The sequence below is a fragment of the Kitasatospora sp. NPDC098652 genome (assembly GCF_044760155.1).
GTDB lineage: Bacteria > Actinomycetota > Actinomycetes > Streptomycetales > Streptomycetaceae > Kitasatospora.
Map to the genome: position 1 here is coordinate 121915 of NZ_JBIWAQ010000011.1, position 17152 is coordinate 139066.

General features: G+C 73.1%; 18 protein-coding genes. 2 read left to right on the forward strand and 16 right to left on the reverse strand.

The features are described from left to right. Positions 1 to 449: 449 nt before the first annotated feature. From cbiE to ACIQWA_RS23830, 14 genes are all read right to left on the reverse strand, one after another. The gene (cbiE, locus tag ACIQWA_RS23765) at positions 450 to 1706 is read right to left on the reverse strand and encodes a precorrin-6y C5,15-methyltransferase (decarboxylating) subunit CbiE (RefSeq protein ID WP_360230171.1); all 1257 of its coding nucleotides are present in this window, start codon (positions 1704 to 1706) and stop codon (positions 450 to 452) included. Between the two features lie 153 nt (positions 1707 to 1859). After that, complete coding sequence (locus ACIQWA_RS23770) at positions 1860 to 2495, reverse strand: GNAT family N-acetyltransferase (protein ID WP_360230173.1); 636 nt, start codon at positions 2493 to 2495, stop codon at positions 1860 to 1862. A 208-nt stretch (positions 2496 to 2703) separates the two neighbouring features. Further along, positions 2704 to 3528 carry a MetQ/NlpA family ABC transporter substrate-binding protein gene (locus ACIQWA_RS23775; RefSeq protein WP_402485449.1) on the reverse strand — a complete coding sequence of 275 codons (825 nt, stop codon included), beginning with the start codon at positions 3526 to 3528 and terminating at the stop codon, positions 2704 to 2706. A 58-nt stretch (positions 3529 to 3586) separates the two neighbouring features. Then, positions 3587 to 4315 (reverse strand): methionine ABC transporter permease, encoded by a 729-nt coding sequence (locus ACIQWA_RS23780; protein ID WP_402485696.1) that lies wholly within the window; start codon positions 4313 to 4315, stop codon positions 3587 to 3589. Positions 4316 to 4320: 5 nt separating this feature from the next. Then, entirely contained in the window at positions 4321 to 5361 is a 1041-nt protein-coding gene (locus tag ACIQWA_RS23785) for an ATP-binding cassette domain-containing protein (RefSeq protein ID WP_360230177.1), read from the reverse strand. Between the two features lie 565 nt (positions 5362 to 5926). Further along, positions 5927 to 6445 carry a GNAT family N-acetyltransferase gene (locus ACIQWA_RS23790; RefSeq protein ID WP_360230179.1) on the reverse strand — a complete coding sequence of 173 codons (519 nt, stop codon included), beginning with the start codon at positions 6443 to 6445 and terminating at the stop codon, positions 5927 to 5929. Positions 6446 to 6694: 249 nt separating this feature from the next. Next, entirely contained in the window at positions 6695 to 6952 is a 258-nt protein-coding gene (locus ACIQWA_RS23795; protein WP_360230181.1) for a hypothetical protein, read from the reverse strand. A gap of 107 nt (positions 6953 to 7059) precedes the next feature. After that, entirely contained in the window at positions 7060 to 8484 is a 1425-nt protein-coding gene (argH, locus tag ACIQWA_RS23800; protein WP_360230183.1) for an argininosuccinate lyase, read from the reverse strand. A gap of 116 nt (positions 8485 to 8600) precedes the next feature. Next, entirely contained in the window at positions 8601 to 9149 is a 549-nt protein-coding gene (locus ACIQWA_RS23805) for an arginine repressor (protein WP_360230185.1), read from the reverse strand. A gap of 23 nt (positions 9150 to 9172) precedes the next feature. Beyond that, positions 9173 to 10378, reverse strand: coding sequence for an acetylornithine transaminase (locus tag ACIQWA_RS23810; RefSeq protein ID WP_402485454.1), 1206 nt, complete (start codon positions 10376 to 10378; stop codon positions 9173 to 9175). After that, the gene (gene argB / locus ACIQWA_RS23815) at positions 10375 to 11250 is read right to left on the reverse strand and encodes an acetylglutamate kinase (protein ID WP_360230377.1); all 876 of its coding nucleotides are present in this window, start codon (positions 11248 to 11250) and stop codon (positions 10375 to 10377) included. Before argB ends, ACIQWA_RS23810 begins: the two co-directional genes overlap by 4 nt. Before the next feature lie 135 nt (positions 11251 to 11385). Beyond that, a complete protein-coding gene (argJ, locus tag ACIQWA_RS23820; protein ID WP_360230379.1) occupies positions 11386 to 12534 on the reverse strand; it encodes a bifunctional glutamate N-acetyltransferase/amino-acid acetyltransferase ArgJ in 1149 nt (382 codons plus the stop codon). Between the two features lie 38 nt (positions 12535 to 12572). Beyond that, the gene (argC, locus tag ACIQWA_RS23825; protein WP_402485456.1) at positions 12573 to 13601 is read right to left on the reverse strand and encodes an N-acetyl-gamma-glutamyl-phosphate reductase; all 1029 of its coding nucleotides are present in this window, start codon (positions 13599 to 13601) and stop codon (positions 12573 to 12575) included. Between the two features lie 164 nt (positions 13602 to 13765). Continuing rightward, positions 13766 to 14977: a methyltransferase gene (locus tag ACIQWA_RS23830; protein WP_402485459.1), complete on the reverse strand. Its 1212-nt coding sequence runs from the start codon at positions 14975 to 14977 to the stop codon at positions 13766 to 13768. 83 nt (positions 14978 to 15060) lie between these two features. On the opposite strand from ACIQWA_RS23830, the gene ACIQWA_RS23835 reads away from it, so the two are divergent. Both ACIQWA_RS23835 and ACIQWA_RS23840 read left to right on the forward strand, forming a co-directional pair. Next, positions 15061 to 15465: a VOC family protein gene (locus tag ACIQWA_RS23835; protein ID WP_402485462.1), complete on the forward strand. Its 405-nt coding sequence runs from the start codon at positions 15061 to 15063 to the stop codon at positions 15463 to 15465. A 66-nt stretch (positions 15466 to 15531) separates the two neighbouring features. Next, the gene (locus tag ACIQWA_RS23840; RefSeq protein WP_402485464.1) at positions 15532 to 15909 is read left to right on the forward strand and encodes an RNA-binding S4 domain-containing protein; all 378 of its coding nucleotides are present in this window, start codon (positions 15532 to 15534) and stop codon (positions 15907 to 15909) included. Positions 15910 to 15932: 23 nt separating this feature from the next. On the opposite strand, the gene ACIQWA_RS23845 is transcribed toward ACIQWA_RS23840, so the two are convergent. Next, positions 15933 to 16442 carry an FBP domain-containing protein gene (locus tag ACIQWA_RS23845; protein ID WP_360230197.1) on the reverse strand — a complete coding sequence of 170 codons (510 nt, stop codon included), beginning with the start codon at positions 16440 to 16442 and terminating at the stop codon, positions 15933 to 15935. 38 nt (positions 16443 to 16480) lie between these two features. Then, positions 16481 to 17038, reverse strand: coding sequence for an HD domain-containing protein (locus ACIQWA_RS23850; RefSeq protein ID WP_402485467.1), 558 nt, complete (start codon positions 17036 to 17038; stop codon positions 16481 to 16483). Positions 17039 to 17152 lie beyond the last annotated feature (114 nt).

The window sequence follows — 17152 nt, forward strand, 5'->3', positions numbered from 1 at the left end:
TTGGCGACGCGATCCACCGACCGCAGCGCCCATCCGCACGGGCCGGGCCTGCACCGACCCGCCCCTCAACCACACGTGGCCGCCGCGCCGTGGCGCTGCGGCCCAAGTCCTTCCGGCGCGCTGCGGCACCCCGGCCCGGGCACCGCCGGTGAAGGCGGTGCACCATCTGAATCAACGACAACCCGGAGCAACCGGCACGACCGCACCGGACCCTACGGCATTCTCCAGGTCCGGCACGCGGCCCGTCGAATTGCCCACACTCCGAGCGGAACCGGATTGCACCGCGTCAAAAAGGTGACAAACCGACCGAATCGGGTGGGTCGTAGGCGGCTGGAGCCGTCTGTGAGCCACACTACCGGCCCGGCGCGGTGACCTCTCGAATCGGTGTCCGGATGCGACCTGGATCACCGCGCGGTGCGCCCGGCGGCCCCGGCCCGCACCCGAGGCCTTCACACGATCTGCTCACCCCAGAGCAGCAGTGCGCCACCCTCGCCCGCCCCGAGCGCCAGTGCGCCGCCCTCCTCACCGGCCCGCAGCGGGGTCGACTGCAGTAGCGCGCCGTCCGCCCGGTAGCCGGCCCCGACGATGGCCCGGTGGACCTCCTCGGCCTCGGCGAAGGTCCGGGCCACCGCCACGAACCGCTCCGGCCTGCGGGCCAGCACCGCGCGCACCACGTCCAGGTCGGCGGACTCCACCACCGCCGCGTCGGGCTCCGGCAGTCCGCCCAGCACCTCGGGCCCCTGCCCGTACACCGTCTCCACCTCGACCCCGTACCGGCGCGCGTTGACGGCGAGCCGGGCGCAGGCCGAGCGGGAGGCCTCGACCGCGACCACGGCGGCACCGAACCGGGCCGCCTCCACCGCGAGGGCGCCGCTGCCCGCGCCGACCGACCAGACCAGGTCGCCGGGACGTGCACCCAGACGGGCCAGCACCAGGGCGCGCACGTGCGCGGGAAGTGCCTCCGACGCGCCCGGCTCGCCCTCCGTGCGCCCGGCGCCCGCGTAGGCGTCGCCGGGGAGCGCCCAGCCGCGTTCCGCGCCGGGGTAGCCCAGGGGGCGCCCGGCCAGCCAGCCGGCCGCCTCGCCGACCGCGCCGGCCTGGGCGGCGCCGCCGATCACCAGCACCACGTTGGGGTCCCGCCAGACGTGGTCGGCGATCCGGTCGGAGGTGAGGACGGTGACGTCCTCCTCCGGGGTGCCGAGGGCCTCGCAGACCACGAAGGTCCGGTGCACCCCACGCAGCATCAGGGCGAGTTCGCCCGGACCGGCGCCCGGGGCGGTGAGCACGGCGACCTTGGGGTGGGCGCGGCAGATGTTGGCGGCGCGGCGCAGCCGGCCGCCGTGGGCGCTGACCACCTGGGCGTCCTCCCAGGGCATCCCGGCCCGGGCGAAGGCGGTGGCGACGGAGGAGACGGCGGGCAGGACCTCGAGTTCGAGGCCGAACTCGGGGCGGCGCAGGGTGCGCACCACGCCGAAGAAGCCCGGGTCGCCCTCGGCGACCACGACGGCGGCGCCGCGGTGTTCGGCGATCGTGCGGGCGGCCTGCTGGATGTTGCCGAGGGCGATCCGCTCGGCCTCCTCCGGCACCGGGAGGGCGTCCAGTTGGTAGGAGGCTCCGGCGACCAGGGTCGCCGCGGCGAGGGCCGCGCCGGCGGCCTCGGTCAGCGGCGTGCCGTCCCACCCGATGACCGTGATCCGGTCAGCCATCTGCGGCCGTTCTCCCTCGACTCGTTGCGCGACTCGTCGCGCCGGCTGTGCGGCGCCGGTGGAGAGGCTACCGGGTACGGTCCCCCTGAGGTCGACAACTCGCACACCTGTCCGCGCCACGGGGGGTGACCAGCGGGGGAGGGCGCCGGCGGATCAGTCGCGCAGCACGTAGCGGTGGTCGCCGTGCCAGCCGTCGCGGTGCAGTTCGGGCGACTCCAGGTCCTCCGGGAGGAGGCTCCACAGGATCAGGTCGCTGCGGCTCTCCGCGACGACCTCCCCGGACTCGCCGCGGACTATCCAGGCGCTGCGCAGCACGCCCTCGCTGATGCCGCCGATCTTCTGGGCGACCTGCTGGGCGGCGGTGTTCCCGGCGGCGGTGCGCAGTTCCAGGCGCAGGAAGCCGCGGTCCTCGAACAGCCACTGGGCGACGCCGAGGACGGCCTCCGGGGCGTAGCCCTCGCCGCGGGCCCAGGCGGCGGTGACGTAGGAGATCTCGGTGCTGCGCAGCCGCCAGTCGGTGTTGCGCAGTTCGACCTGGCCGACCAGGCGCTGGGTGAGGTGCTCGGTGACGGCGAAGACGATGCCGCGGCCGTGGGCGCGGTGGGCGGGGGCGAGGGTGCGGGCGAGCTCGGTCGCGTACTCCTCGGTGAAGGGGTGCGGGAGATCGGTCCAGGCGAGCACGAGGTCGTCGGCCATCATGGTGGCCAGCCCCGGGGCGTCGTCCTCCGCAAGGGGCCGCAGCAGCAGCCGCTCGGTGCTGATGGCGGTCTCGGGGAAGCTCGCTGCCATGCCGTCTCTCCTCGCCGGGTCGTGAACACAACACCGTACGCCTCCGTCGCGCCCCGGTTGGCATGCGGTGCGCCGCGCGCACGACGGTACGTCAGAACCCGGTCTGCCGTGGTGTCCCTGGTGCATACTGCCCGACCGGGCCCCCGCCGAGGTGCGGCGGGGGCCCGGTCGGGCGTCACAAGGTATGACCGTACGACGATCAGGTCGTTCAGAAGGCCGGGATGACCGAACCCTGGAACGTGTCGTTGATGTACTTCTTCACCTCGTCGGAGTGCAGCAGCTCGGCCAGCTTCTTCACCCGCGGGTCGTTCTCCTTGCCCTTCTTCACGGCGATGATGTTGGCGTACGGGTTGCCCTCGGCCTTCTCCAGCACCAGCGCGTCGGTGGCCGGCTTGAGGCCCGAGTCGAGCGCGTAGTTGCCGTTGATCACGGCGGCGTCGAGGTCGGCGATGGAGCGGGGCAGCTGGGCCGCCTCCAGCTCCTTCCACTTGAAGTTCTTCGGGTTGGCCGTCACGTCCGCCGGGGTGGCGGCGGTGCCGGCGCCGTCCTTGAGGGTGATCAGCTTGTTGTCGGCGAGCAGCTTGAGCGCGCGGCCCTCGTTGGTGGCGTCGTTCGGCAGGCCGATGGTGGCACCGGACGGCAGGTCGCCGATCGCCTTGACCTTCTTGGAGTAGACGCCGAGCGGCTCCAGGTGGACCGGCTCGACCGGGACGATGTCCGTGCCGTTCTTCTTGTTGAAGTCGTCCAGGTACGGGACGTGCTGGAAGTAGTTGACGTCGGCCGAACCGTCCTGCACCGCCGTGTTGGGGGTCACGTAGTCGGTGACCTCCTTGATGTCGAGCTTGAGGCCCGCCTTGGCCGCGAGGTTGTCCTGGACGAACTTGAGGATCTGCGCGTGCGGGGTCGGGCTGGCCACGACCTTCAGCGGCGCGTTCGGGTCCGAGGACGAGGAGCCCGAGCTGCCGCAGGCCGCCAGCGACAGGGCGAGGCCGGCGGTGGCGAGGACGCTGGTGAACTTCAGAACGTTGCGCACGAAAAGTGCCTTTCTGCGTGATGCGGGGAGCCGCGTCCGGAGGTCGGACGAGGGAGGTCTAGGAGGCGACGAGGTCCTCGTCGGGGGTGGTGGCCCGCAGGCGGAGCAGGCGGGTGCGTCCGCCGCCGCGGCCCCGGTCGCCGAGCCGGCGCACGGCGAGGTCGCCGGCCAGCTGGATCACCGTGACGATGATCGCGATCTCGGCCACGATGATCCACATGAAGGTGGTCTCGAAGCGCAGGTAGCCGTAGCGGTAGGCGAGGTCGCCGAGACCGCCGCCGCCGACCGTGCCGGCCATCGCGGAGTAGCCGATCAGCGCGATCACCGTGGTGGTGACGGAGGCCACGATGCCGGGAAGCGCCTCGGGGACGAGCGTCTTGCGCACCAACGTCCAGGTGCTGCCGCCCATCGCCTGCACCGCCTCGATCAGGCCGCGGTCGACCTCTCGGACGTTGGTCTCCACCAGCCGGGCGAAGAAGGGGATCGCACCGACCGTCAGCGGCACGGTCGCCGCCTGCCAGCCGAGGGAGTTGCCGGTCAGCCACCGGGTGAAGGAGATCAGCGCGATCATCAGGATGATGAACGGCAGCGAGCGGGCCAGGTTCACGACGGCGCCGAGCACCTTGTTCACCGGCTGGTTCTGCAGCGCCCCGCCCTTGGAGGTGAGCACCAGCAGCACCCCGAGCGGCAGGCCGAGCACGACCGTGCACAGGGTCGCGACACCGACCATCTGGAAGGTCTCCTGGGTGGCGGGCCACATCAGGTCCTGCATCTGGTCCCAGCTCAGGCCGCTCATGCCACCGCTCCGTTCGCCGTGCCGTTGCCGTCCGAATCGAGCAGGGCCACCTGCAGGCCCTGCTCCCGCAGGTAGCCGATCGGCACCACGTTGTCCTGGTGGCCGCCGGGCAGCTCGACCCGCATCCGGCCGACCATCCGGCCCGCGATCGTCTCCACGGCGGCGCCGAGGATGTTGATGTCGATCTGGTAGGTGCGGGCCAGCTGGGAGACGAACGGCTGCGCCGGGGCGTCGCCCTGGAAGGTGATCTCCAGCACGGTCGTACCGGGGTGGCCGGTGCCGAACTCGCTGAGCGGGAACAGCTCGCGGGCCAGCTCGGAGCCGGACTGCGCCAGCAGGTCGGTCAGCTCGCCGGACTCCACCACCCGGCCGCCGCGCATCAGCGCGGCGGAGTCGCAGACGGACTTGATGACGTCCATCTCGTGGGTGATCAGCAGGACCGTCAGGCCCAGCTGCTGGTTGAGGTCGCGCAGCAGCTTGAGGATCGAGCGGGTGGTCTCCGGGTCGAGGGCCGAGGTGGCCTCGTCGGAGAGCAGCACCTTGGGGTCGCCGGCCAGGGCGCGGGCGATGCCCACCCGCTGCTTCTGGCCGCCGGAGAGCTGGTTGGGGTAGCTGCGGGCCTTGTCGCCGAGGCCGACCAGGTCGAGCAGTTCGGCGGCCTTGCGGCGGCGCTGGGTGCGGTCCAGGCCGATGATCTCCAGCGGGAGCTCGACGTTCTGCTGGACCGTACGGGAGGAGAGCAGGTTGAAGTGCTGGAAGACCATGCCGATCCGGCGGCGCGCCTCGCGCAGGTCCTTGCCGGCCCGGTTCTCCCCGCCGGACAGCGCCGTCAGGTCGACCCCGTCCACGGTGACCGTGCCGGAGGTCGGGCGCTCCAGCATGTTCACGCAGCGGATGAGGGTGGACTTGCCGGCACCGCTGGTGCCGACGACTCCGTAGACCTCGCCCGGGCGGACGTGCAGGTCGACACCGGCGAGGGCGGTCACCTCGCGGCCTCGGGAACGGTAGACCTTCGTCAGGTCCGTGGTGGTGATCACAGGTGCTTCCGTGGGTCGGGGGCGGGCGGCGGTGTCCACCGGCCGACCGGCTCGCGGTCGGCGGTGTCCTGCGACGCCCCGCCAGGGGGATCCGGACCGGCCACCCCTTGATCGTGGCCGCAGAACGACCGGGCCGCGCGACGGCGTGGCCCTAACGAGTCATCGACGGCCGCGGGTGGGCGGGCACGCCGGAGGGGAGGGTTCCGGAGAGGAGGGCGCGCTCGCACGGGCGGGAGCGACGCCGGATTCTCGCTTCGGGGCGCGAGGAGGAGGCACCCTCGGCGGGGTGCCCGGGGGCGGTGGCCCTCAGCAGTGACACATTCGACGGCACATGGCACGCTCACCTGCCGGCAGCGTGCCGGTGGGGGTCCAGTTCGTCGTCGCAGTCATGTGAGCCAGTAAAACAGATCAGTCGTACAGCGCCCAATTGTTCGACAGCACTGTCCGCATTGCGGACACGAACCGTGCGGAGCTGGGGAGATACGACCCGACGCCGCCACCGGGGCGTCCGGATGGTGGCGGCGTCGAGGGTGCTGGCGGTGGGCGGGGCTCGGTCGGGCGGGGCTCAGGCGGTCGCGGCCAGCGAGGTCCCGGTCAGCGGGGTCGCGGCGGACTTCTCCAGGTGCACAAAGCTCAGCCGGCTGGTCACCTGCTCGACGGCGGTCTGCCGGTAGCCCTGGCGGGCGTAGAGCCGCAGGTTGCCGAGGCTCCGGTGGCCGGTGAACAGCCGGTAGGCCGTCACCGGGCGGGCGTCCTCGGCCATCCGGCGCTCCAGCGCGTCCAGCAGCCGGCCGCCCAGGCCGTGCCGTTGCATCCGGGGATGGACCACCAGACGCCCTATCCGGCCGATGCCCTCGGCGTCGACGTGGCCGCGGACGACGCCCACCACCTCGTCGCCCAGCCGGGCGACCAGGACGTGCTGCTCGGTCAGTTCGGCGCGCAGACTCTCCAGGCTCTGGGTCAGGGGCTCGATCGCCCAGTCGCCGTACAGCTCCGCCTCGGGCTGGTAGCCCAGGTACTGGAGCTTGAGGATCTGCTCCGCGTCCTCGGCCGCAGCGGCCGAGATGATCACGCTCATGCCCATGTGGAGGGGCCTCCCCAGTCGTCGTGCCCGGCGCGCAGAGGGTGGCGCGCTCACGCTCAGTATCCGAGCGTATGCGCCACCGTCAAGAGTGACGTTCGCCAGCGTGCTACCCGGGTGTCAGGTTCTCTCAACCTTCGGCGGGGCAGACGTGGCAAGGGTCACGCCGCGGGTGGGGGTGGAGCGGGCGGCCGGTGACGGGCGGTGAGCGGACGGGGCGGGCGTGCGCGCCCGGGTGAGGCGGGCCTCCGGTCAGGGGTAGCGCTCGGCGTGCAGCAGCAGCCGCAGGCAGGCCAGGCAGCGGGAGCGGGTGGGGCCGATCGAGCCGCGCGGCATGCCGAGGCGCTCGGAGAGCTCCCGGTAGGTGGGGGGCGGATCCTCGGCGAGGGCGGCGATCAGCTCCGGACAGCGGCCGGGCAGGGCGGCGACGGTCTCGCGGACCGCGCGGCGGCGCTGTTCGGCGAGGTAGACGTCCTCGGCGGAGGGGGCGGCCGGAAGGGGGGTGCACACACCGTGCATGACGGGCCCGGGCGGGGCCGGTTACGCCCGGACCGGGGCGCGTACGCGGGAGGGGCGCGCCGGTCGGGCCGCCGCGCCCCTCGCCCACTGCTCCAGGGTCAGCCCTGGACCCACTCCTGCTGCCGCGCCAGGTCCGCCTTCACCTCGGCGAGCTGGACCGCGACGGCCGAGGGGGCGGTGCCGCCGCGCCCGTCGCGGGCGGCGATGGCGCCGTGCACGCTGAGCACCGTACGGACCTCGGGGGTCAGGTGCTCGGAGATCGAGGCGAACTGCTCGTCGGTCAGGTCGGACAGTTCGATGCCCTGGGCCTCGCAGACCTTGACGCAGGCTCCGGCCACCTCGTGCGCGACCCGGAACGGCACGCCCTGCTTGACCAGCCATTCGGCGATGTCGGTGGCGAGCGAGAAGCCGGCCGGGGCCAGCTCCTCCAGCCGCTCCCGGTGCACGGTGAGGGTGGCCATCATCCCGGTGAACGCGGGCAGCAGCACCTCCAGGGTGTCGCAGGAGTCGAAGACCGGCTCCTTGTCCTCCTGGAGGTCCCGGTTGTAGGCGAGCGGCAGCGCCTTGAGGGTGGCGAGCAGGCCGGTGAGGTTGCCGATCAGGCGGCCGGACTTGCCGCGGGCGAGCTCGGCGATGTCCGGGTTCTTCTTCTGCGGCATGATCGAGGAGCCGGTGGAGAAGGCGTCGTGCAGGGTGATGAAGCCGAACTCCTTGGTGTTCCAGATGATCACCTCCTCCGCGATCCTGGAGAGGTTGATCCCGATCATCGCGGTGACGAAGGCGAACTCGGCGACGAAGTCGCGCGAGGCGGTGCCGTCGATGGAGTTGCCGACCGAGCCGCCCTCGAAGCCGAGGTCGGCGGCGACGGCCTGCGGGTCGAGGCCGAGCGAGGAGCCGGCCAGCGCACCGGAGCCGTACGGGGAGACGGCGGTGCGGGCGTCCCACTGGCGCAGCCGCTCGGCGTCCCGGCCGAGGGCCTGCACGTGCGCGAGGACGTGGTGGGCGAAGAGCACCGGCTGGGCGTGCTGGAGGTGGGTGCGGCCGGGCATCGCGGTGTCCGGGTGCGCCTCGGCCAGGCCGACCAGGGCGCCCTGGAGGTCGAGCAGCAGGCCGCCGATGATCCTGGCGTGGTCGCGCAGGTACATCCGGAACAGGGTGGCGATCTGGTCGTTGCGCGAGCGCCCGGCCCGCAGCTTGCCGCCGAGGTCGGCGCCGAGGCGCTCCAGCAGGCCCCGTTCCAGGGCGGTGTGCACGTCCTCGTCGGCGACGGTGCCGACGAAGGTCCCGGCCTCGACGTCGGCGAGCAGCCGGTCGAGCCCGGCCAGCATGCCGGCCAGCTCCTCGTCGGAGAGCAGGCCCGCCTGGTGCAGCACCCGGGCGTGGGCCTTGGAGCCGGCGATGTCGTACGGGGCGAGCCGCCAGTCGAAGTGGACCGAGGCGGAGAGCCTGGCCAGCGCCTCGGACGGGCCGTCGGCGAAGCGCGCGCCCCAGAGGCGGACGTCGGAGGACTGCTGGGCGGTCATCGCGGTGGCTCCTTCACACATGTGCGGTGGGTGGCATAAGTATGCATCACTCCGTATGAAACACAAAACCCCGGTCGAAGGGGGATCCTTCGACCGGGGTTCCGGGTGCCGCGGCCCTACTGCGCCTTGGCCTGGGCGAGTTGCATGAGGTGGTCGGCCAGTGCCTGGCCGCCCGCCGGGTCCCGGCTGATCAGCAGTACGGTGTCGTCGCCCGCGATGGTGCCGATGATCTCGAAGACCTCCGCCTGGTCGATCGCCGAGGCGAGGAACTGCGCGGCACCCGGCGGGGTGCGCAGCACGACCAGGTTGCCGGAGGCCGTCGCGGAGACCATCAGCTCGCCGGCCAGCCGGGCCATCCGGCCCTCGCTGGCCGACTCCCCCATCGGTGCGCGCGGGGTGCGGTCGCCGCCCTCGGCGGGGACGGCGTAGATCAGCGCGCCGTCCCGGTTGCGGATCTTGACCGCGCCCAGCTCGTCCAGGTCCCGGGAGAGGGTGGCCTGGGTGACCACGAGTCCGTCGTCGGCGAGCAGCTTGGCGAGCTGGCTCTGCGAACGCACGGGCTGGCGGGTGAGCAGGTCCACGATCCGCCGGTGGCGCGCGGTGCGGGTCTGCGGGACCTGCGACGTCGGGCCGGCGGCGGCGGAACCGGAGCGGGAATCGGTCATGTGATTATTCTCCCGGACGATGGTCAACTCGCATCGGCCGGGGCGCTCTCGCGCACCGTCCGGAGGATCTCCGGCAGGGCCGCGAGGAAGGCGTCCGCGTCCTGCTCGCTCAGCACCAGCGGCGGAGCCAGCCGCACGGCGTCCGGCACGGCCGCGTTGACCAGGAAGCCCGCCTGCTGGGCGACCGCCTGGACCTGGGCCGAGAGCGGCCTGGTCAGCACGATGCCGAGCAGCAGTCCGGCCCCGCGCACGTGCGAGACCAGCGGGTCGCCGAGCGCCTCGACACCGTGCCGCAGCCGGTCGCCGATCTTGCGGACGTGCTCCAGCAGGCCCTCGGACTCGATGGTGTCCAGCACCGCGAGCCCGGCCGCGGCGGCCACCGGGTTGCCGCCGAAGGTGGTGCCGTGCTGGCCCGGGGTGAGCAGGTCGGCGGCCGGGCCGAAGGCCAGCACCGCGCCCATCGGCAGGCCGCCGCCGAGCGCCTTGGCCAGGGTGACCACGTCCGGCTCGACGCCCTCGACGGCCTGGTGGACGTACCAGTGGCCGGTCCGGCCGATGCCGGTCTGGATCTCGTCCAGGACCAGCAGGGTGCCGGTGGCCCGGGTGATCTCGCGGGCCGCCCTCAGGTAGCCCTCGGGCAGCGGGATCGCGCCGTTCTCGCCCTGGATCGGCTCCAGGAAGACGGCGGCGGTCCCGGTGGTGACGGCCGCGCGCAGCGCCTCGACGTCGCCGAACGGGACGTGGGTGACATCACCGGGCAGCGGGCGGAACGGTGCCTGCTTGGCGGGCTGGCCGGTGAGCGCGAGGGCGCCCATGGTCCGGCCGTGGAAGCCGCCCTGGAGGGCGACCAGGTGGGTGCGGCCGGTCCGCCGGCTGATCTTGAAGGCGGCCTCGTTGGCCTCGGCGCCGGAGTTGCAGAAGAACACCCGGCCGCCCGCCCGGCCGTCCAGCGCCAGCAGCCGCTCGGCGAGGGCGATGGTCGGCTCGGCCATGAAGAGGTTGGAGACGTGGCCGAGGGTGGCGATCTGCCGGCTGACCGCCTCGACCACGGCCGGGTGGGCGGTGCCGAGGGCGTTGACGGCGATGCCGCCGAGCAGGTCGGTGTACTCCTTGCCGTCGGCGTCCCAGAGCTTGACGCCCTCGCCGCGCACCAGCGGGATCCGGGGGGTGCCGTAGTTGTCGGTGAAGGCGTGCTGCCACCGGTCGGTGAGCTGCTCGTTGTGCGTCATGCCAGTCCCCCGGTCACGGTCGGCTCGTCGTCCGGCACGACCATCGTGCCGATGCCCTCGTCGGTGAAGATCTCCAGCAGCAGGCTGTGCTGCACCCGGCCGTCCAGGACGCGGGCGGTACCGACGCCGGAGCGGACGGCGCGCAGGCAGCCCTCCATCTTGGGGAGCATGCCGCTGGCCAGGCCCGGCAGCAGCTCCTCCAGTTCGCTCGCGTTGAGCTGGCTGATCACGTCGTCGGAGTTCGGCCAGTCCTTGTACAGGCCCTCGACGTCGGTCAGCACCACCAGCATCTCGGCGCCGAGCGCGACCGCCAGGGCGGAGGCGGCGGTGTCGGCGTTGATGTTGTAGACGTGGCCGTCGGCGCCGCGGGCGATCGAGGAGATGACCGGGATCCGGCCGTCGGCGATCAGCGCCTTCACCGCGCCGGCCTCGATGTTGACGATGTCGCCGACCAGGCCGATGTCGACCTGCTCGCCGTCCACCACGGCGTAGCGCTTGACCGCCGTCATGGTGTGGGCGTCCTCGCCGGTCATGCCGACGGCGAACGGGCCGTGCTCGTTGAGCAGGCCGACCAGCTCGCGCTGCACCTGGCCGGCCAGCACCATCCGGACCACGTCCATGGTCTCGGGGGTGGTGACGCGTAGGCCGTTGGTGAAGCTGGACTCCAGGCCCAGTTTGTCCAGTTGGGCGCTGATCTGCGGGCCGCCGCCGTGCACCACGACCGGGTGCAGTCCGGCGTAGCGGAGGAAGACGACGTCCTGGGCGAAGGCCGCCTTGAGGCTCTCGTCGACCATGGCGTTGCCGCCGAACTTGATCACGATGGTCTTGCCGTGGAAGCGCTCCAGCCAGGGCAGCGCCTCGATCAGCGTCATGGCCTTGGGCAACGCGGTGTTGTTGCGGGCCTGTTCGCCCTTGGGTGCGATCTGCACGGGTTTCCCTCGTCGATGGGGGTCCCCCCGGCCGCAGGCTGGGGGAGGATGTCGCGGATCAGCTGCGGGTGCCGCGGCTCAGCTGGAGTAGGCGCTGTTCTCGTGGACGTAGTCGGCGGTGAGGTCGTTGGTCCACAGCGAGGCGCTCGCCGTACCGGCGTTGAGGTTCGCGGTGATGACCACGTCGCGGCCCTTCATGTCCACCAGCTCGCGGTCCTCGCCGACGCCGCCGTCCTGGCAGACCCAGACGCCGTTGATGGCCACGTCCAGCCGGTCCGGCTCGAAGGTGGCGGAGGTGGTGCCGATCGCGGACAGCACCCGGCCCCAGTTGGGGTCCTCGCCGTGGATGGCGCACTTGAGCAGGTTGTTGCGGCTGATCGTCCGGGCGACCTCGACGGCCTCGTCCTCGGTGGCCGCGCCGGTGACGTCGATCCGGATGTCCTTGCTGGCGCCCTCGGCGTCGCCGATCAGCTGGCGGGCCAGGTCGGCGCTGACGGTGCGGACGGCCTCGGCGAACTCGGCCGCGTCCGGGGCGGTGCCGGAGGCGCCGGAGGCCAGCAGCAGCACGGTGTCGTTGGTCGACATGCAGCCGTCGGAGTCGATCCGGTCGAAGGTGGTGCGGGTGGCGCCGCGCAGGGCGGCGTCCAGGGCGGCGCTGTCCAGGTCGGCGTCGGTGGTGAGCACCACCAGCATGGTGGCCAGGCTCGGGGCGAGCATGCCCGCGCCCTTGGCCATGCCGCCGACCGTCCAGCCCGCCGGGCTGGTGAACTGCGCGGTCTTGTGCACGGTGTCGGTGGTCTTGATGGCGATCGCGGCGGACTCGCCGCCGGTCTCGCTGAGCTCCTGGGCGGCCAGGGTGACGCCGGGCAGCAGCACGTCCATCGGCAGCCGGACGCCGATCAGGCCGGTGGAGGCGACGGCGACCTCGCCGGCGCTGAGGTCCAGCTCGGCGGCGACCTTCTCCGCGGTGGCGTGGGTGTCCTGGAAGCCGGCCGGGCCGGTGCAGGCGTTGGCGCCACCGGAGTTGAGGACGACGGCGGAGACCCGGCCGCCCTTGAGGACCTGCTGGGACCAGAGCACGGGCGCGGCCTTGACCCGGTTGGCGGTGAAGACGCCGGCCGCGGCGAACGAGGGGCCGTCGTTGACCACCAGGGCGAGGTCCGGGGTGCCGGAGGCCTTGATGCCCGCGGTCACGCCGGCGGCCCGGAAGCCCTTGGCGGCGGTCACGCCGGAGTTGGCGGTGGTCACGCCGGGGTCAGGGGTGGTCACGGTGCGACTCCGTTCAGCGGAAGGCCCAGCTCCTCGGGCAGGCCGAGGGCGATGTTCATGCTCTGCACCGCGCCGCCGGCGGTGCCCTTGACCAGGTTGTCGATCGCGCTGATCGCGATGATCCGCCCGGCGGTGGCGTCCAGGGCGACCTGGACCAGGGCGGTGTTGGCGCCGTAGACGCTGCTGGTCTGCGGCCACTGCCCCTCGGGCAGCAGGTGGACGAAGGGCTCGTCGGCGAAGGCCTGGGCGTACGCGGCGCGCAGCTCCTCGGCGCTCACGCCCGGCTTGGCCTTGGCGGAGCAGGTGGCGAGGATGCCGCGCGGCATCGGGACGAGGGTGGGGGTGAAGGAGACGGTCAGCGGCTCGCCGGCCAGCGGGGTGAGGTTCTGCACCATCTCCGGGGTGTGCCGGTGCACGCCGCCGACGCCGTACGGGCTGACGCTGCCCATCACCTCGCTGCCCAGCAGGTGGGTCTTGGCGGCCTTGCCCGCGCCGGAGGTGCCGGAGGCGGCGACCACCACGGCCTCCGGCTCGGCGAGGCCGGCCGCGTAGGCGGGGAACAGCGCCAGGGAGACGGCCGTCGGGTAGCAGCCGGGCACGGCGATCCGGTTGCTGCCCTTCAACGCGTCGCGGTGGCCGGGGAGTTCGGGCAGGCCGTAGGGCCAGGTGCCGGCGTGGGCGGAGCCGTAGAACTGCTCCCAGTCGGCGGCGGCCTTGAGCCGGAAGTCGGCGCCGCAGTCGACCACCAGGACGTTCTGGCCGAGGGCTTCGGCGACGGCGGCGGACTGGCCGTGCGGCAGCGCCAGGAACACCACGTCGTGGTCGGCCAGCACCTCGGGGGTGGTGGGTTCGAGCACGCGGTCGGCCAGCGGGATCAGGTGCGGCTGCAGCGCGCCCAGCCTGGTGCCCGCGTTCGAGCCGCCGGTCAGCGCCCCGATCTCCACCTCCGGGTGGCCGAGCAGCAGGCGCAGCACCTCACCGCCCGCGTATCCGCTCGCGCCGGCGACGGCGACTCGCAAAGCCATGGCGTTCCTCCTTGGTCGTGGCATGAATATACGCGGGAGGGAAAATCCATGCAAGGCTGAGCATGCAAGCCCCCGGGGGCCACGCCGGTGCGACCGGTCCGGCCGCCGTCGGGCCGCGCCGCCGCCGGAACGCGCCGCCGGGCCGCGCCGCCGACGGGCGCCGGTCAGCGCTTCACGGCCCGCAGCACCACGAACTTCGGGTTCCCGGCCACGACTTCGCAGTTGCCGAACAGCTTGCGCAGCTTGACGTGGTAGCCGAGGTGGCGGTTGCCGACCACCCACAGCTCACCGCCCGGCCGCAGCGCCCGCCGGGCGCCGGTGAACATCCGCCAGGCGGTGGCATCGGTGGTGGCCTGGTGGGAGTGGAACGGCGGGTTGTTGAGCACCAGGTCCACCGAGCCGGGGGCGAACACCGCCGGGTCGAGCGCGTCGGCGGTGCGGAACTCGGCCGGGGCGTCCGGGCCCAGGTTGGTGCGGAAGGTCTCCTCGGCGGAGGCCACCGCCTGGTGGGACTCGTCCACGAACACCAGCTCCGCGCCCGGCCCGGCCAGCGCGGCCGCGGTGCCGACCACGCCGTTGCCGCAGCCGAGGTCCACCACCCGGTCGCCGGGGGCGGGGGTGGGCAGGTGGCCCAGGAGGAACCGGGTGCCGATGTCGAGCCGTTCGGCGCAGAAGGTGCCCGCGTGGTTGACCACGGTGCGTCCGGCGGCGGGGCCGATGTCCGAGGGCAGCGCGTAGCGGTGCGGCCAGGGGCTGGGGCCGGGGTCGAGCGCCGGGTCGGGGGTGCAGAAGATCAGCCGGGCCTTGCGGACGGCCAGCGAGGTGCGGGTCGGGCCGAGCACCTTCTCGAACAGCTGCAGGGTGGAGGTGTGGATCTCGGTGACCATGCCGGTGCCGATCACCACCGTGCCGGGGTGGAGGGCCGGGGCGAGCCGGTGCAGCTGGTCCTCCAGCAGCGCCAGGCTCTTGGGCACCCGCACCAGCAGGACGTCGATGCGCTCCGGCGGGGTGTCCCGGGTGGTGCGCAGCCGGTCCTCGTCGACGGCGGCGCCGGCCCGGGCGAGGTTCTCCCGGGTGGCCTGCCGGCCGAGGTGGGAGTCGCTGATCTGGACCGGCTCGTACGGCGCCAGCGCGGTGGTCAGCGCGCCCCAGCGGTCGCCGAGGACGGCGATCCGGCGGCCGGCCAGCTCGGTGGCGGCGCCGCCGGCGCTGTCGGCCTCGCCGGCGAGGTGGCGCAGCAGGTACTCGTCGGCGGCGTCCCAGGCCCGCAGCCGCTCGCGGGGGTCCGCGGGGAAGCGGGTCAGGTCGAGGGTGCCCCAGGGGGTCGTGAAGGCGGTGGCCGAGGGTGACGAAGCGGGCGTGGTCTGCGGATTCATCGTGTTCTCAGGCTATCCGAAGGTCCGCCGGGGAACGGTTTCGGGCAGATACTGGAAGTGCCCGACCGAGAGGGGTGAGGGCGATGGACTGGAAGCTCGAAGTCGTGGTGGTCCCGGTGTCGGACGTGGACCGCGCGAAGCTCTTCTACGAGGAGCAGGCCGGCTTCACCGTGGACCACGACACCCGGCTGCGCGACGGGGTCCGGGTGGTCCAGCTGACTCCCCCGGGCTCACGCTGCTCGATCGTGCTCGGCGACGGGGTGATCGAGTCGGCGCCCGGCTCGGTGAAGGGCCTCCAACTGGTGGTGCCGGACATCGAGAAGGCCCACGCGGAGCTCACCGCGCGGGGCGTGGTGGTCAGCCCCGTCCAGCACTTCGTGGCGGGAGCCCGGGTGGACGGGCACGGCGAGGCCTGGAACAACTTCGTGTTCTTCAACGACCCGGACGGCAACGGCTGGGCCGTCCAGGAAGTCCCGCTCGCTGCCTGAGGCGTGTCCCGTGGATCAGGCAGCGGGCCGGGCGGGGTCGGCCCGCGGCCTGGGTAGGCTCGCAGGATGGCTGAGGAACAGGGAAGCGTGCGGGTGGACGTCTGGATCTGGTCGGTCCGGCTGGCCAAGACGCGTGCGCTGGCGGCGGCGGCCTGCAAGGCCGGGCACGTCCGGGTGAACGGCGAGCGGGTCAAGCCCGCGCAGAGCCTCCGGCCCGGGGACGAGGTCCGGGTCCGCGAGGAGGGGTACGAGCGGGTCGTCGTGGTGACGAAGCTGATCCGCAAGCGGGTCGGCGCCCCGGTCGCGGCGGAGTGCCTGATCGACAACAGTCCGCCGCGGCCGCCGCGCGAGTTCGTGGCCCCGGTCTTCGAACGGGACCGCGGCGCGGGGCGCCCGACCAAGCGGGAGCGCCGCGACCTGGACCAGCTGCGCGGGGGGCGGTAGCCGGTAGCCGCCCGTGCGAAGCCCTACCCGGCGGCGGTGTCGGTGAGCACCTTGGCGAGGAAGGCGTCGAGGTTGCCCACCGTACGGGCGATCTGCTGCTCCAGCGGCAGGGATTCGTCCGGCCTGGTCACCGCGGCGGACTTCTTCAACCCGCGGACGTAGAGCGAGCAGGCGAGGTCGGCGCAGATGTACGTGCCGACGGTGTTGCCCTCGCGCCCGGAGGCGCCGGCCCGGCGGGCGGCCAGCAGCGCGACCCCCGACCCGGCGTGCGCGGTGATGCACAGCGAGCAGACGTTGGTCTTGGTCAGGCTGCGCCGGACCATCGGCGAACGCATCGTCACCCCGACCAGCCCACCGGCGTGCGGCGCGACCAGGTACGCCCGGTCGGGCGCGCCCTGGTCCCGCCAGCCGAGGAAGTCCAAGTCCGCCCACGGCAGTTCGGCCAGGCCCCGGGGCAGGTTGAGCCGACGGGCCTCGCCCTTGGAGCAGTTGACGAAGGACGCGCGGATCTCGGGGTCGGTGAGGGGTTCCACGCCGCGGAACCTAACACCGCCCGCCGCGCGCTGTCGCGTCATTTCCTCCCGGTACGCACCGGATGCGCGGCCTGCAGGGCGAGCCGCCGCGGGGCGTCCTCGCCGATCCGGGTGAGCAGGTCGTCCAGGGCGAGGAAGGCCTCCCAGCGCTCGCGGCCGGTGGCGGCGGCGAGCCGGTCGACCACGCGGTCCTCCAGGTCGCGGACGCGCTGGTTCTTCCAGGCCTTGTCCGCCAGGCTGACCAGCAGGTCCTCGGTGGTGGTCCCGGGCTCGCCCCAGCTCGCGTGGGTGCGGGCGAAGCGGGCCAGTTCCTCGGGGACGCCGCGGGCCGACAGCAGGGCGTGGCCCGCGGGTTCGTGCGCGGAGCCGGGGCCGGAGAGCTCCTCGGGGTGGACGACCTTGCCGATGTCGTGGGTGGCGGCGCCGTAGCGGACGGCGTGGTGGTCGAAGGCCAGACCCTCGGCGGCGCAGAACTCGACGACCTGCTCGGCGACCTGGTGCACCAGCGCGAGGTGGGCGACCAGCCGGGGCGGGGCGTCGACGCTCCGCAGCAGCTCGGCGACGTCGGGGGGCAGCGGCGGCAGTTCGGTGGTCACGCCGCAGGGTAGCCGGACGGCTGAGGGGCTGTCAGTGCTCGGCCCTAGTGTGCTCGGTGTGGGGGCGGCCGGTCCCGGCGCAGGAGGGAGGCGCCGGGGCCGGCCGTCGTCACC

What these genes read in the sequence shown, in the direction of transcription:
- argH (WP_360230183.1), bottom strand. Translation starts at nt 8,484, where the DNA reads ATGACCGCCCAGCAGTCCTCCGACGTCCGCCTCTGGGGCGCGCGCTTC.
- ACIQWA_RS23835 (WP_402485462.1), top strand. Translation starts at nt 15,061, where the DNA reads ATGGACTGGAAGCTCGAAGTCGTGGTGGTCCCGGTGTCGGACGTGGAC.
- argB (WP_360230377.1), bottom strand. Translation starts at nt 11,250, where the DNA reads ATGACGCTGATCGAGGCGCTGCCCTGGCTGGAGCGCTTCCACGGCAAG.
- argC (WP_402485456.1), bottom strand. Translation starts at nt 13,601, where the DNA reads ATGGCTTTGCGAGTCGCCGTCGCCGGCGCGAGCGGATACGCGGGCGGT.
- ACIQWA_RS23805 (WP_360230185.1), bottom strand. Translation starts at nt 9,149, where the DNA reads ATGACCGATTCCCGCTCCGGTTCCGCCGCCGCCGGCCCGACGTCGCAG.
- cbiE (WP_360230171.1), bottom strand. Translation starts at nt 1,706, where the DNA reads ATGGCTGACCGGATCACGGTCATCGGGTGGGACGGCACGCCGCTGACC.
- ACIQWA_RS23830 (WP_402485459.1), bottom strand. Translation starts at nt 14,977, where the DNA reads ATGAATCCGCAGACCACGCCCGCTTCGTCACCCTCGGCCACCGCCTTC.
- ACIQWA_RS23810 (WP_402485454.1), bottom strand. Translation starts at nt 10,378, where the DNA reads ATGACGCACAACGAGCAGCTCACCGACCGGTGGCAGCACGCCTTCACC.
- ACIQWA_RS23840 (WP_402485464.1), top strand. Translation starts at nt 15,532, where the DNA reads ATGGCTGAGGAACAGGGAAGCGTGCGGGTGGACGTCTGGATCTGGTCG.
- ACIQWA_RS23770 (WP_360230173.1), bottom strand. Translation starts at nt 2,495, where the DNA reads ATGGCAGCGAGCTTCCCCGAGACCGCCATCAGCACCGAGCGGCTGCTG.
- ACIQWA_RS23790 (WP_360230179.1), bottom strand. Translation starts at nt 6,445, where the DNA reads ATGGGCATGAGCGTGATCATCTCGGCCGCTGCGGCCGAGGACGCGGAG.